Raw genomic sequence first — 13,477 nt, forward strand, 5'->3', positions numbered from 1 at the left:
GATAAAAGATGAGCGGAACAGTACATATTGATGAAGGCATTGAGCGCCTATCACTGAAAGAGTATACCGAGAAGGCGTATCTGGATTATTCCATGTATGTCATTCTTGACCGAGCGCTACCGAATATCGGTGACGGCCTGAAGCCGGTGCAGCGCCGCATTGTCTATGCGATGTCCGAACTGGGATTGAAATCGACCGCCAAGTATAAAAAGTCTGCCCGTACCGTGGGTGATGTACTGGGTAAATTCCATCCGCACGGAGATAGTGCTTGCTATGAAGCGATGGTGTTGATGGCGCAGCCGTTTTCCTATCGTTATCCACTGATCGATGGTCAAGGTAACTGGGGCTCGCCGGATGATCCTAAGTCTTTTGCCGCGATGCGTTATACCGAATCTAAATTGGCAAAATATGCTGAGGTGTTGCTGAAAGAAGTGGCACAGGGAACGGTTGAATGGGGGCCTAACTTTGATGGCACCATTGAGGAGCCATTAACGTTACCGGCGCGCTTACCGAATATTTTGCTCAACGGCACGACGGGGATTGCGGTGGGTATGGCGACGGATATTCCGCCTCATAATCTACGCGAAGTCACACAAGCCTGTATTAAGTTGCTGTCTAAGCCGAGTCTTAGTATTGAGGAGCTATGTGAGATTGTTCCTGGCCCCGATATGCCGACCGATGCGGAGTTAATCACTCCGCGTAAAGAGCTGCAAAAAATGTATGAGACCGGCAAGGGGAGCCTAAGAGCCCGCGCCGTCTATAGCCGTGAGCAGGGTGATATTGTCATTACCGCGCTGCCTTATCAGGTATCTGGGGCGAAAGTGCTGGAGCAGATCGCGCAGCAGATGCAGCAGAAGAAACTACCGATGGTGTCTGATTTGCGCGATGAATCGGATCATGAAAATCCGACTCGCTTGGTGATTGTGCCACGCTCTAATCGTATCGATGTCGAACAGTTGATGGCTCATCTGTTCGCCAGTACCGATCTCGAGCGGACCTACCGAGTCAATATGAACATGATCGGTATTGATGGTCGTCCGAAGGTGAAAAACCTGAAGGAGATCCTGTGTGAATGGCTAGAATATCGCACCGAGACCGTGCGTCGTCGGCTGCAATTTCGGCTAGACAAGGTGCTGGCGCGGTTACATATTCTCGAAGGCTTGATGGTCGCGTACCTTAATATCGATGAAGTGATTGAGATTATTCGCACCGAAGAGAAGCCTAAGCTCGTGATGGTCGAGCGTTTTGGTATCACGGTGATTCAGGCTGAGGCGATTCTTGAGATTCGATTGCGTCAGTTGGCCAAGCTGGAAGAGATAAAGATTCGCGGCGAGATCGATGAGCTCAGCGTCGAACGTGATTACCTAGAAGAGATTCTCGGGTCTGAAAAACTGATGCGTAAGCTGATTCGTGATGAATTGAAAGCCGATGCGAAAGAGTATGGTGATGAGCGTCGTTCACCGATCGTGGCCCGTGAAGAAGCCAAGGTGATGGATGAAAAGGCGTTGTTATCGGCGGACCCGATTACGGCGGTGATCTCCAAACAGGGTTGGATTCGTTCAGCAAAGGGGCATGATATCGATCCGCAAGGGTTGAATTATAAATCTGGTGACGGCTTTAAATTGGCCTGTTTGGGGCGAATGAATCAGCCGATTATCCTACTCGATAGCACCGGACGAGCCTACTCGTTGGAAGCGCATACGCTGCCATCGGCACGTGGGCAGGGCGAGCCGGTCACCGGTAAGTTAACGTTGCCGAAAGGCGCGACGATTGATGGCGCCATTGCCGGTAAGGATGATGATGCGGTGCTGTTGGCATCGGATGCGGGCTATGGTTTCGTCACAAAAATAGCCGATATGACCAGTAAAACACGCACCGGTAAAGCAACGCTGACATTGCCGAAAGGCGCGAAAGGAATGCCGCCGATGGCGTTATCTAATAAAGATAGCGACCTGTTAGTGGCCATCACCAATGAGGGGCGGATGTTGGTGTTTCCGGTGAAAGATTTGCCTGAGCTTAGCCGCGGTAAGGGGAATAAAATTATCAATATTCCATCTGCCAGAGCCATTGCTGGGGAGGAGTTACTGATCGCCATGGTAACCTTGACCGCAGAAGACACGCTGCAGGTTAATTCCGGCCGTCAGCATCTGAAGATGAAGCCGGCTGATCTAGAGCATTATCGTGGTGAACGTGGTCGTCGGGGGAATAAACTACCACGCGGCTATCAGCGCGTGGATTCACTCGAAGTGATTGCCAAAAAATCGACGCCGACAACGGAATAGCCGAGCTTAACTCCGAGCTTAATTCAGTGCTGACTAAGGCGAAAAAGAGTGTTCATCGATCACTCTTTTTTTATCGACAGAGCACTCAGGGTTGAGAGCTACAGGGTAAAAATACGCCATTAAGCCTTAATTGACTTTCTTCTTGACCAACTTATCTGTAAAATGCTGCCCCTACCTCTCTTGTTTGGTTGTTTTTTAGTCAGTCTGTACGGCCTCACAAGATAATTAAACTGCCCTGTATCAGCTGACAATACAGGTATGACCCCCTGCGAATCCGACGTTTTGATGGATTTGCTGTATAGGAAAAAGCATGACCGAAAGCTTTGCTGACTTATTTGAAGAATCCCTTGAACTCGTTGCTATGGTGCCAGGCACCCTCGTTATGGGTGAAGTTATCGACATCGATAGTGACTGGGTTACCGTAAATGCTGGCCTGAAATCTGAAGCTGTTATTGCTCGTAGCCAGTTCCTGAATGATGCCCAAGAACTTGAAGTTCAAGTGGGTGACATGGTTAAGGTAACACTGGAAAGTGTTGAAGATGGTTCCGGTGAAACACGTCTGTCTCGTGAAAAAGCTAAACGCGCTGAGTCTTGGGGCGTTCTGGAAACTGCATTCGAAGCTGAAGAAACGGTTAAAGGTTTCATCAGTGGTACTGTTAAAGGTGGCTTCACCGTTACCGTTAACAAGATCAACGGCTTCCTGCCAGGTTCTCTGGTAGATGTTCGTCCAGTTAAAAACGTTGACCACCTGATGGGTCAAGAGCTGGAATTTAAACTGATCAAGCTGGATCAGAAGCGCGACAACATCGTTGTATCTCGTCGTGCCGTTCTTCAAGAAGCTAACAGCGCTCAACGTGATGAGTTGCTGGCGACTCTGGAAGAAGGTCAGCAAGTTAAGGGCTACGTTAAGAACCTGACCAACTACGGTGCCTTCGTAGACTTGGGCGGTGTTGACGGCCTGCTGCACATCACTGACATGGCTTGGAAACGTATTTCTCACCCTAGCGATATGCTGACTCCAGGTGATGAGATTACTGTTCAAATCATCAAGTTTGATAAAGAAACTAACCGTCTGTCTCTGGGTCTGAAACAGCTGAACGAAGATCCTTGGTCTTCTATCCTGGCGCGTTTCCCTGCTGGCACTAAAGTGCCTGCACGTGTAACTAACCTGACTGACTACGGTTGCTTCGCGTCTATCGAAGATGGCGTTGAAGGTTTGATCCACGTGTCTGAAATGTCTTGGACTAACAAAAACATCCACCCTTCTAAAGTTGTTCAAGTGAATGACGAAGTTGAAGTAATGGTTCTGGATGTTGATGAGAAGCGTCGTCGTATCTCTCTGGGTATGAAACAGTGTATCGCTAACCCATGGTCTACTTTTGCTGAGCAGTTCGCTGCTGGCGATAAAGTGACTGGTACTATCAAGACAATTACAGACTTCGGTATCTTCGTTGGTCTGGAAAATGATCTTGACGGTCTGGTTCACATGTCTGATATCTCTTGGGATGCTGACAGTGAAACTGCACTGCGCGAATACAAGAAAGGCGAAGAAGTTGAAGCGGTTATCCTGTCGATTGACGCTGAGAAAGAACGTATTTCTCTGGGTATCAAGCAACTGGAAAGCGATCCTTTCTCTGAATACGCGGCTGCTAACGACAAAAACACTATCGTTAAAGGTACTGTTAAGTCTGTAGATGCTAAAGGCGCTACTATCGAGCTGGCTGAAGGCATCGAAGGTTACCTGAAAGTGTCTGATATCAGCATCGATCGTATCGAAGATGCTTCTACCGTCCTTAAAGTAGGCGAAGAAGTTGAAGCGAAGATTGTTAATCTGGATCGTCGTAACCGTTCTATCTCTTTGTCTATCAAGGCGAAAGATCAGGCAGACGAAAAAGCAGCAATCAAGGCGGTTGCTGATGCCCCCGTTGAGACTGCTGGACCTACCACTATCGGTGACCTGATCAAGGCGCAGATGGCTGCTAAGAAGTAAGACTTCTAAGCTGATAAAAAAGGAGCGCTGAGGCGCTCCTTTTTTTGCAATTTTTTTGGATTTTCGCGTGCAGAGGCGTGATGGCTAATGGGTCTCGACGGTGGCTTGATGCTGCGCTTGGCGTTATCTCAATCTGAATAACGTTTCTTTTTTCCCTATCGATGGGTTGCAGTCAGTGAGTGACGACGCCTATTCCTTCTCTATTTCTTATCGATCAAAACATCCTGTAACGGCATCGATTGCTAATCTTTTCGTTTTGGGGTTGGGTCGCCGGCCTATGTCGGTGCAGGCGAGAGGGGCTGTCTGATGCATAAAACAGTGGCGTTACTGAGGTGTCAGGCGATCATTAATATCGATGTTAAGGTTGGTTGTTCATGGCTATCTTGATCGCTCCACAGTAAGCGTCGCAGGCTAAGGCTATCGCTGCGCGCTAGAAGCTTATCGCTTCGTTGGTGGAGCTCAAGTGGGTTGTTAGAGGAGGAGTGGACGCAACAGGCGGGAAGCGATACGCAGGGTGTTGTCAACGCCTCGCCGTCTGTTCTTTGTGGGCTTTATCGCTGCTGTCGTTGAGTGTTTAGTGAGGCAGTGATTGACTGAGGTAAACATCATAGAAAAAGTATAGGGTGATGCCCGTGCTGGCGATGATCACGAAGTTACGCACCTGTTGTTGGGGTAGCTTGCGGGATAGATGGGCGGCCATATAGCCTCCGAGTACGGTACCCGCGAGCACAATAGAACCTTCATACCAGGCGATGACGCCATCATAGGCGAACAGGGCGATAGCAATCAGTGAGACGAAGGTTGAGATGAGGAGCTTTAATCCATTCATGCGGTTGATATCGGTGTGCCCAGCGAGAGCGAGGTAGCTCAGTGAGATAATACCTAAGCCGGCATTAAAAAAGCCGCCATATAAGCAGACGCCGAACAGTAGCATCATCAGCAGTACGGCTCCGGCTGAGGATGCATGACGATGTTTAGTGCTGAGTTTTTTGAGGTTGCGATTGAGCTGACCACCAAAGATAAACAGTAACGTGGCAAACAGTAGTAGCCAAGGCACGGCCATTTCGAATGAGGCTTCCGGTGTTTGTAATAACAGCCAAGCGCCACTAATGCCGCCGCATAGGCTGAGTAGAACAAAGCGAGGTAGTTGCGCTTTAATCTCGGCTAAATCTTTTCGAAAGGCCCAGGTGCCACTCATATAGCCAGAGCATGAGGCGAATGTGTTGGTGGCGTTGGCACTGATCGGTGGCACGCCGACAAAGAGTAGTGCAGGAAAGGTGATAAAGCTGCCGCCGCCGGCAATCGAATTTAATACTCCGCCGAGGAAGCCTGCGATAAATAGAATGATCAGATCGGTCAACATGGTGTTCTCTCGTGTTAGCGCGGGGTATTGATGAAGTGGATGAGTATAGGCGAGTCGCGCAAGGCAATATAGATATACGATAACGCTAAGCGCAGCTTAAACTGTACCGTTTAAGCGCTAGTTGATGCAATTGCTATGGCGATAGCTTGTTCAGCAGGTGTTGCGCTTGTTTATCGAGGAGTTTTTGATAGTTTTCATTGACCGACTTGATGAGCACCTTGTCTTCCTCGGCGCGCATAATATTAGCCCCGGCGAGGAGGCTGACTTTGAGGTCGGGTGCTTCGCTGAGATTGGTGTGCGTAATGAGATCATTGCTGTCGGTGCTGTGCGTCAGGTAGCGGGCTTCTTCTTGCATACGGGTTAGCTTTTGATAATGCCCTCGGACGAGTGCCATATGCAGGTTTAATACGGGTTTGAAGCTGCGGATGCGCTGTTGATTGAAAAGTTTGTAGAGCCGATTAAATAGTTGGCTAGCGCAAATTGCGTTGATCCCGTGAGAGTCATCTTTGTGGGGCTTTAAAAATGCGAGCTGTAGGTCGCCGTTATCGATGCGGGTTGCTTCACCGTTATAGATAGTGATGACTCTATCGAGCATCTGATAATAGTATTCCTGTAATTCATGCCGTTCTTCGTCGCGCAGATTGTCCGAGTGACCTGATGCTAGATCGAGGTAGAGTAGGTAGCCTGCGGTGTCTGCTGAAACGATCAGTTCTAACTCCTGTTCGAAGGCGTATAGGTCTAGTTGAACTTCATCTTTACTGTCTTTGAATAAAGGATTCAGCGGTTTGTTGTGTGGCTGAGTTAAATCAACTTCTTCGGTCAGGGTGAATTCGATGGGTGTCGTTGTTGCCTCTGTCTTTGTATCGGTGTTGTCTTTGTGATCAGAGAAGGGGGCAAAATCAGGCATGTGAGGCGCGTCATTGGCGGGCCTTAAGAGATCGACCAATTGCTCGTTATTACGGCTGTTGCTGTCTGAATCGTCGTTATTATCGGGCGCGCTGATGACGACGGGCGTCTGCTCTTCGGGCGATGAAGGGCGAGCAGTAGCGCGTCTCTCGAGTGTGTTGGGTCGGTAAAGCAAAAACCAGCAGCCGAGTAGGGCTAGAATGACGGTGATCAGCGCCAGAATAGCGGCTTGTATGAGTATGGCGTTGAGATTGCTCTTGTTAGCGGTTGGATTGAGATGCAGTGACAGAATCGCGAGCGTCTCGTCCTGTTGCCGAATAAGCACTTCATGGTGTATTAAGTTGTCATGTTTGCTATCGCCAGCCCGTCCTAAGAGTCGATTTTTGGGGTCGGAGAGAATAATGGCATCGATACTGGGCTGTTGTACCTGTTGATTAAGGATGACATTGAGGCTGACGGCATCGCCCGCCAATAGCGCGGGTTTGATCATGGTAACGGTCTGTTGGCCTAGCAGTGTGCCTTGTTGCTGAGTTTGTTGCTGCGCTATTTTGCCGGCTACGATTGAAAGATAGATAGCCGATAGCAGTAAGCCGGAGAATAAAAGGCAGGCGAGCGCAAGCATCAGCTGTGTGCGCTGATGTGGCATGACGGCAAAGCGTTGCAATTTATCCATATTTCGATGGTTATTATTCCGGGGCACGAGAACCAGCAGATGATAGCAGTTAAGTTAGTCGGCAAAAACGGGTTTTTTTCTGTTTTGCTTTCTCTGTCGATGACCCCCGCGGTTGGGCAGGTTATAATGGCCGGTCTCGACGGAGTAGGAAAGTTATGAACGTTAAAGAGTACATGGCAGAGCTTGGGCAGCAGGCGCGCATCGCTTCACGGGCGATCGCGAAAGCGGATACCAGCATTAAGAACCGCGCTTTGTTGGCGATGGCGGATGCGATAGACGCCGCTCGTGAACAGTTGGTGGCGGCAAACGCTAAAGACTTAGCTCAGGGGCGTGTTAACGGCCTAGATGATGCGATGCTCGATCGCTTGGAGCTGAAACAGTCTCAGATGGACACCATGATCGAAGGTTTACGTCAGGTGGCTGCGCTGCCAGACCCGATTGGTGCGATTACCGATATGAACTACCTACCGAGCGGTATTCAGGTGGGTAAAATGCGCGTGCCTCTCGGCGTGGTCGGGATTATTTATGAATCTCGCCCTAATGTAACGGTTGAAGCGGCCAGTTTGTGCCTTAAATCGGGTAATGCGACGATTTTACGAGGCGGCTCTGAAGCGATTCACAGTAATACGGCGGTGGCTGAATGTATTCAAGCGGGGCTGAAGGTCGCCGGATTGCCCGCTAATACGGTACAGGTCGTGAAAACAACCGATCGCGAAGCGGTGGGTGAGCTTATCACTATGCCTGAGTATGTTGATGTCATCGTGCCGCGGGGCGGTAAAGGCTTGATCGAACGCGTTAGCCGTGATGCTAAGGTGATGGTGATTAAGCATCTGGATGGCGTTTGTCATGTATATATTGATGATGATGCGGATAAGTCCAAAGCGATTAATGTCGCCATCAACGCCAAAACCCATCGTTACGGCACCTGTAATACCATGGAAACGTTACTCGTTCATGAAGCGCGAGCCGGCGATATCCTCGAGGAATTAGCCGAGCAGTTTCAGGCGCTTGGGGTTGAACTACGGGGCTGTGAAAAAACTCGCGAATGGTTACCCAGCATTCAGGCCGCTACCGAGGCCGATTGGGAAACTGAATACCTCGGCCCCATCTTATCGATTAAATTGGTGAGTGATATGGATGAGGCGATTGAACATATCAATCGTTATGGTTCGCATCATACGGATTCGATTATCACCGAAAATTACAGCCTTGCTCGGCGTTTCTTGCGTGAAGTCGATTCCAGTTCGGTGATGGTGAATGCTTCAACGCGCTTTGCCGATGGTTTTGAGTATGGTTTGGGGGCCGAAATCGGTATCTCAACGGATAAAATACATGCGCGAGGCCCAGTGGGTTTAGAAGGTTTAACCTCACAGAAATATGTGGTGCTTGGTGATGGTCATGTCCGTCAGTAATACATGATGCCTCAATCCGTTAAGGTGTTTATGGGTGGGACGTTCGATCCGATCCATAATGGTCACCTGCGTACCGCATTAGAAATACAGCAGTGGTTGGGTGTCGAACAGGTTACGTTGATGCCTTCCAAAGCGCCGGTGCATCGACAGCAACCCTTGCGAAGTGGTCAGCAACGCCTAGATATGGTGCGTTTAGCAGTCGCTAACGAGCCAGCGTTGCTCGCCGATGATCGTGAAGTGATCTCGACAGACGCGTCTTATACGGTGCTAACGCTGGAGTCTTTGCGCCGAGAGCTCGGCGAAACGGCGCCTATTTGCATGCTACTGGGGATGGATGCCTATCTTTCTTTGCCTCATTGGGATCGCTGGCAAGAGCTGCTGACACTTTGTCATATCGTCGTGGTGAAGCGTCCCGGGTGGACCTATGAACCTTGCGAACAGATGGCGCAGCTAAGTGCACAGCATGCCACTGAGGAGATGGATCGACTGCTACAGTCTCCGGCGGGCTGCGTGATTTTTCGTGAGCTGACACCGCTAGGTATCTCTGCCACGCAGATTCGGGCGTTAATCAATGCAGGGCGTTCGCCTCGATATCTCATACCGGATGCGGTGTGGGATTATATACAACACAATCAGCTCTATAGTGAGCAAAAAACTGAAGGTAAATAATTACTAATGGAAATGGATCAGATGATCATCGCTGTACGTGAAGCCCTGGATGATATGAAAGCACGAGATATTGTCGAGATTGATGTCACTAATAAATCGACAGTGACTGACCGGATGGTGATTGCCAGCGGAACCTCTAAGCGACATGTGATGTCTATAGGACAGCATGTGCAGGAAGAGATGAAACGCCAAGGTGCGATGCCGTTGGGAATTGAAGGTGCGGATACCGGTGAGTGGGTGTTAGTTGACTTGGGTAACCTAGTGGTACACGTCATGATGCCGGATGCCCGTAGTTTCTACGACCTAGAAAAGTTATGGGGTTTTGATAGCGTTACTGAAGCGGAAGTAAGTCAGTAAACCGCCTTGTTAGCTCTAGCTAAGTACTGTGTTGTCAGACAGAGTACTTAGTCGAACCGTTATACCCTATCCGAGACAGGACACAGGTCTGAGTATGAAAATACGCCTTATCGCCGTAGGCACCAAGATGCCTAGCTGGGTCACCGAAGGGTTTAATGAATATCAAAAGCGTTTACCCCATGAGTTTTCCCTTGAATTGATAGAAATACCCTTAGGACATCGAGGTAAAGGTGCCGATTTAGCGCGGGCTAAACGTCAGGAGGGAGAACTGATGTTGGCGGCGATACCTAAAGGTGATCAGGTGGTTGCCCTTGAGGTGGGCGGACGTAACTGGAGTACCGAACAGTTGGCTGAGCAAGCCGAACAGTGGCAAATGTCCGGCCGTAATGTCAGTTTGTTGGTGGGTGGGCCCGAGGGATTAGCCCCCGAGTGTGTTGCCGTTGCGAATCAAAAATGGTCGCTATCGGGGCTGACATTGCCTCATCCGTTGGTGCGTATTCTCCTTTCTGAACAGCTCTATCGGGCTTGGAGTATTCTGCAGGGCCATCCATATCACAAATAAAGGGTGATACCTATCTGTGAATCACGCGGTGAAGATCAATCTGTGACGAGTTGCTTCCATGTCTGCTTTTGATAGCTTAAAAGATCATACCAAAGAGGGGCGAGTGTTCTTGGCTCGCTCGGTGGTTGCGTTTGTCATTGTGCTACTGTTGCTCGGTGTACTGATCGCTCGACTCTACTTTTTACAGGTTGTACAACACGATCAACTGGCGGCGGTCTCGGATGATAATCGCATTCAGTTGCAACCCGTCGCACCAACACGGGGTTTGATCTATGACCGCAACGGTACGTTGTTGGCTGATAATCGCCCGAGTTACAGTGTCACGCTGTTAAAAGAGAAAGTAGACGATCTTGATGCCACCTTGGCCGACCTACAAGCGTTGATTCCGATTACCGAGCGCGAGCTGGAGTCTTTTCGTAAGCGCTTAAAGCAGCGACGTCGACCTTATGAAACCGTGCCATTACGCTTTCGTTTAACCGATGATGAAATTGCGCGTATTGCGGTTAATTATCAGCGTTTGCCGGGGGTTCAGGTTGAAGCGGATCTGATTCGATATTACCCCTTTGGGGCGAGTCTCGTGCATGCATTGGGTTATGTGGGCCGTATCAACGAGAAGGAACTCAAACGAGTCGATAGCAAAAAATACAGTGGCACGCACTATATCGGTAAATTGGGTATCGAGCGATTTTATGAACCGCTGCTTCACGGTGAAGTGGGCTATCATAAAGTCGAGACGAATGCGCGAGGACGAGTGATGCGAGTGCTTGAGCAGGTCGATCCGGTGCCGGGTAAAGATATTGTGCTGCACCTCGATATTCGCCTGCAACAGGCGGCGGAAAAGCTGGTGGAGGGACGGCGAGCGGCGATTGTGGCGATCGATCCGAAAACCGGTGGCATTTTAGCGCTGGTGAGTAATCCTGGGTACGACCCCAACCTGTTTGTTACGGGTATTAGCACTAAAGCCTATAAAGCATTGCGGGAATCTCCAGATCTGCCCCTATTTAACCGCGCATTACGCGGGCAATATCCGCCGGGCTCAACGATTAAGCCCATGGTAGCGATGTCTGTGATCGATAGCGGCGCGGTCAGCCCAGCACATACGGTTTTTGATCCCGGTTTTTATACGCTAACCAATGGTGGCCGTCGCTATCGAGACTGGAAGCATGGCGGCCACGGGACGGTAGGATTGGAGATGGCGATCTATCAGTCTTGCGATGTCTGGTTTTATGATGTCGCGAATCGTACCGGTGTGGATATTATGTCGGATTACCTTGGGCGCTTTGGTTTTGGACAGGTCACCAGCCTCGATTTACCGGAAGCGCTGCCCGGTATTTTACCCTCGCGTGACTGGAAGAAACGCACAGGGCGGGGGTCTTGGTTTGCGGGTGATTCGTTGAACTTGAGTATCGGTCAGGGCTGGATGTTGACCACACCGTTACAGCTAGCCACCGCATCGGCGGTGATGGCAAATCGAGGCGTTTGGAAGCAGCCTCGCATGCTTAAAGGCGTGATGACACATAATATCAATCGCGATCACACCATTGTTGAAGGTAGCGTCGTGGATATCAGTGGATTGGAAGGGACGAGCGCAGTATTGCCGAATATTAAGCTGAAGAATGATCAATATTGGCAACGCATCATCGATGCGATGGTCGCCGTTGTGCATGGGCCTAGAGGGACGGCGCGCAAGGTAGGGCGTGGGCTGGATTTCCAAATAGCCGGCAAAACCGGTACGGCTCAGGTCGTCGGGATTAAACAGGATGAGGTTTATGATGCCGAAAGTCTGGCCGAGCGTCATCGAGATCATGCATTATTTCTGGCGTTCGCGCCGGCGGATAAGCCGGAGATTGCGGTATCTGTGATTGTTGAAAATGGTGGTGGGGGTTCGAGTACTGCCGCGCCTATTGCACGCGATGTGATTGATGCGTTTATGGCTCTGAAACAGCAAGATGCTGAAGCAGAAGCCGCGACAGGAGCGATAACGGGTGGCTGATTTTCAACGTACCATGCCGGATGCACAACCGCACTTGGCAAGGCGTAAGGGCTTTTGGGCGCATACGCGAATGGATGGCTTACTACTGTTATTGATTTTGATGCTCTGTAGTTATGGCTTGCTCGTGCTTTATAGTGCCTCTGGTGGCGATATGGGGTATGTGATTCGTCAAGCGATCCGTATGGGCGCTGGGCTGGTGGTAATGGCTTTGCTAGCACAGTTAAGGCCGTCATTCTTCGCTCGCTGGGCACCGGCCATGTATGTGCTGTGTATTGGGCTGTTATTAGCGGTGTTACTGGTGGGGGTTGGTGCGAAAGGCGCGCAGCGCTGGATAGCATTGCCCGGCTTTCGCTTTCAGCCTGCCGAGATCGTTAAGCTGGTGCTGCCATTGATGGTGGCTTGTTATCTGGCGAATCGACCGTTACCTCCGAGTTTTCGTCATATCGCTATCTCCTTGGTACTGATTTTTGTACCGGTGGTGATGATCATGAAGCAACCGGATCTGGGGACATCATTGCTGATTGCGGCGTCCGGTGTTTTTGTGTTGTTGCTATCGGGTATCTATTGGCGCTATATATTCGGCGCGTTGTTGGCGGCGTCGGCAGGGCTGCCGGGGCTGTGGATGGTGATGAAAGATTATCAGAAGCAGCGTGTACTGACGTTTCTTGATCCTGAGAGTGATCCACTGGGGGCCGGTTGGAATATTATTCAGTCGAAGGCGGCGATTGGTTCAGGCGGTATTGAAGGCAAGGGTTGGATGCTGGGGACGCAATCACAGCTCGACTTTCTGCCCGAAAGCCATACGGATTTCATTATCGCGGTGTTAGGTGAAGAGTTCGGGATGATCGGTATCTTGATGCTGTTACTGATCTATCTGTTAATTATTAGTCGTGGACTGGTGATTGCGGTTAAGGCTCAGGATAGTTTCGGGCGTTTGGTGGCTGGCAGTGTAACGCTCACCTTTTTTGTCTATGTGTTCGTTAATATTGGCATGGTGAGTGGTATTTTACCGGTGGTGGGTGTGCCGCTGCCGCTAGTGAGCTACGGTGGTACATCTATTGTGACGTTGATGGCGGGCTTCGGTCTGTTAATGTCGGTACAGGCGCATCGACAGATGATTAGTCATTAATCTGTGAGAATGAATAAACATCCTCACTCAGCGATTTTGTTATTGTGACTCTGTGATAAAGTCAGGATACTGTTGAAAATGTTTTTTAGCGTGCGGTAATGGTTAACAGATGCCAGCGGCATTGTCGTGGTCAGTTAGGGT

At 50.0% G+C, this 13,477-nt stretch carries 10 protein-coding genes; 8 read left to right on the forward strand and 2 right to left on the reverse strand.

The annotated features are described in order from the left end of the window. Positions 1–8 precede the first annotated feature (8 nt). Together parC and rpsA are read left to right on the forward strand one after the other, a co-directional pair. Positions 9–2,282 carry a DNA topoisomerase IV subunit A gene (gene parC / locus Q4488_RS07690; protein WP_303579892.1) on the forward strand — a complete coding sequence of 758 codons (2,274 nt, stop codon included), beginning with the start codon at positions 9–11 and terminating at the stop codon, positions 2,280–2,282. A 310-nt stretch (positions 2,283–2,592) separates the two neighbouring features. Then, positions 2,593–4,272, forward strand: coding sequence for a 30S ribosomal protein S1 (rpsA, locus tag Q4488_RS07695; protein WP_303579893.1), 1,680 nt, complete (start codon positions 2,593–2,595; stop codon positions 4,270–4,272). A gap of 574 nt (positions 4,273–4,846) precedes the next feature. Here the strand turns inward: rpsA and Q4488_RS07700 are convergent. After that, positions 4,847–5,635, reverse strand: coding sequence for a sulfite exporter TauE/SafE family protein (locus Q4488_RS07700; protein WP_303579894.1), 789 nt, complete (start codon positions 5,633–5,635; stop codon positions 4,847–4,849). Between the two features lie 133 nt (positions 5,636–5,768). Then, a complete protein-coding gene (locus tag Q4488_RS07705) occupies positions 5,769–7,214 on the reverse strand; it encodes a hypothetical protein (protein ID WP_303579895.1) in 1,446 nt (481 codons plus the stop codon). Between the two features lie 155 nt (positions 7,215–7,369). Here Q4488_RS07705 and Q4488_RS07710 point away from each other — a divergent pair, with 155 nt between their 5' ends. From Q4488_RS07710 to rodA, 6 genes are all read left to right on the forward strand, one after another. Further along, a complete protein-coding gene (locus Q4488_RS07710; RefSeq protein WP_303579896.1) occupies positions 7,370–8,626 on the forward strand; it encodes a glutamate-5-semialdehyde dehydrogenase in 1,257 nt (418 codons plus the stop codon). A 3-nt stretch (positions 8,627–8,629) separates the two neighbouring features. Beyond that, positions 8,630–9,295, forward strand: a complete 666-nt coding sequence (gene nadD / locus Q4488_RS07715) for a nicotinate-nucleotide adenylyltransferase (protein WP_303579897.1) — start codon at positions 8,630–8,632, stop codon at positions 9,293–9,295. A gap of 6 nt (positions 9,296–9,301) precedes the next feature. Continuing rightward, positions 9,302–9,652, forward strand: coding sequence for a ribosome silencing factor (gene rsfS / locus Q4488_RS07720; protein ID WP_303579898.1), 351 nt, complete (start codon positions 9,302–9,304; stop codon positions 9,650–9,652). Between the two features lie 94 nt (positions 9,653–9,746). Then, positions 9,747–10,214, forward strand: coding sequence for a 23S rRNA (pseudouridine(1915)-N(3))-methyltransferase RlmH (rlmH, locus tag Q4488_RS07725; RefSeq protein WP_303579899.1), 468 nt, complete (start codon positions 9,747–9,749; stop codon positions 10,212–10,214). Positions 10,215–10,272: 58 nt separating this feature from the next. Further along, positions 10,273–12,207 (forward strand): penicillin-binding protein 2, encoded by a 1,935-nt coding sequence (gene mrdA, locus Q4488_RS07730; protein WP_303579900.1) that lies wholly within the window; start codon positions 10,273–10,275, stop codon positions 12,205–12,207. Positions 12,208–12,220: 13 nt separating this feature from the next. Beyond that, the gene (rodA, locus tag Q4488_RS07735; protein ID WP_303579928.1) at positions 12,221–13,336 is read left to right on the forward strand and encodes a rod shape-determining protein RodA; all 1,116 of its coding nucleotides are present in this window, start codon (positions 12,221–12,223) and stop codon (positions 13,334–13,336) included. Positions 13,337–13,477: the final 141 nt, after the last annotated feature.

It is taken from the genome of Amphritea sp. 1_MG-2023 (assembly GCF_030547545.1).
Classification (GTDB): Bacteria; Pseudomonadota; Gammaproteobacteria; order Pseudomonadales; family Balneatricaceae; genus Amphritea.

What these genes read in the sequence shown, in the direction of transcription:
- parC (WP_303579892.1), top strand. Translation starts at nt 9, where the DNA reads ATGAGCGGAACAGTACATATTGATGAAGGCATTGAGCGCCTATCACTG.
- rpsA (WP_303579893.1), top strand. Translation starts at nt 2,593, where the DNA reads ATGACCGAAAGCTTTGCTGACTTATTTGAAGAATCCCTTGAACTCGTT.
- Q4488_RS07700 (WP_303579894.1), bottom strand. Translation starts at nt 5,635, where the DNA reads ATGTTGACCGATCTGATCATTCTATTTATCGCAGGCTTCCTCGGCGGA.
- Q4488_RS07705 (WP_303579895.1), bottom strand. Translation starts at nt 7,214, where the DNA reads ATGGATAAATTGCAACGCTTTGCCGTCATGCCACATCAGCGCACACAG.
- Q4488_RS07710 (WP_303579896.1), top strand. Translation starts at nt 7,370, where the DNA reads ATGAACGTTAAAGAGTACATGGCAGAGCTTGGGCAGCAGGCGCGCATC.
- nadD (WP_303579897.1), top strand. Translation starts at nt 8,630, where the DNA reads ATGATGCCTCAATCCGTTAAGGTGTTTATGGGTGGGACGTTCGATCCG.
- rsfS (WP_303579898.1), top strand. Translation starts at nt 9,302, where the DNA reads ATGGAAATGGATCAGATGATCATCGCTGTACGTGAAGCCCTGGATGAT.
- rlmH (WP_303579899.1), top strand. Translation starts at nt 9,747, where the DNA reads ATGAAAATACGCCTTATCGCCGTAGGCACCAAGATGCCTAGCTGGGTC.
- mrdA (WP_303579900.1), top strand. Translation starts at nt 10,273, where the DNA reads ATGTCTGCTTTTGATAGCTTAAAAGATCATACCAAAGAGGGGCGAGTG.
- rodA (WP_303579928.1), top strand. Translation starts at nt 12,221, where the DNA reads ATGCCGGATGCACAACCGCACTTGGCAAGGCGTAAGGGCTTTTGGGCG.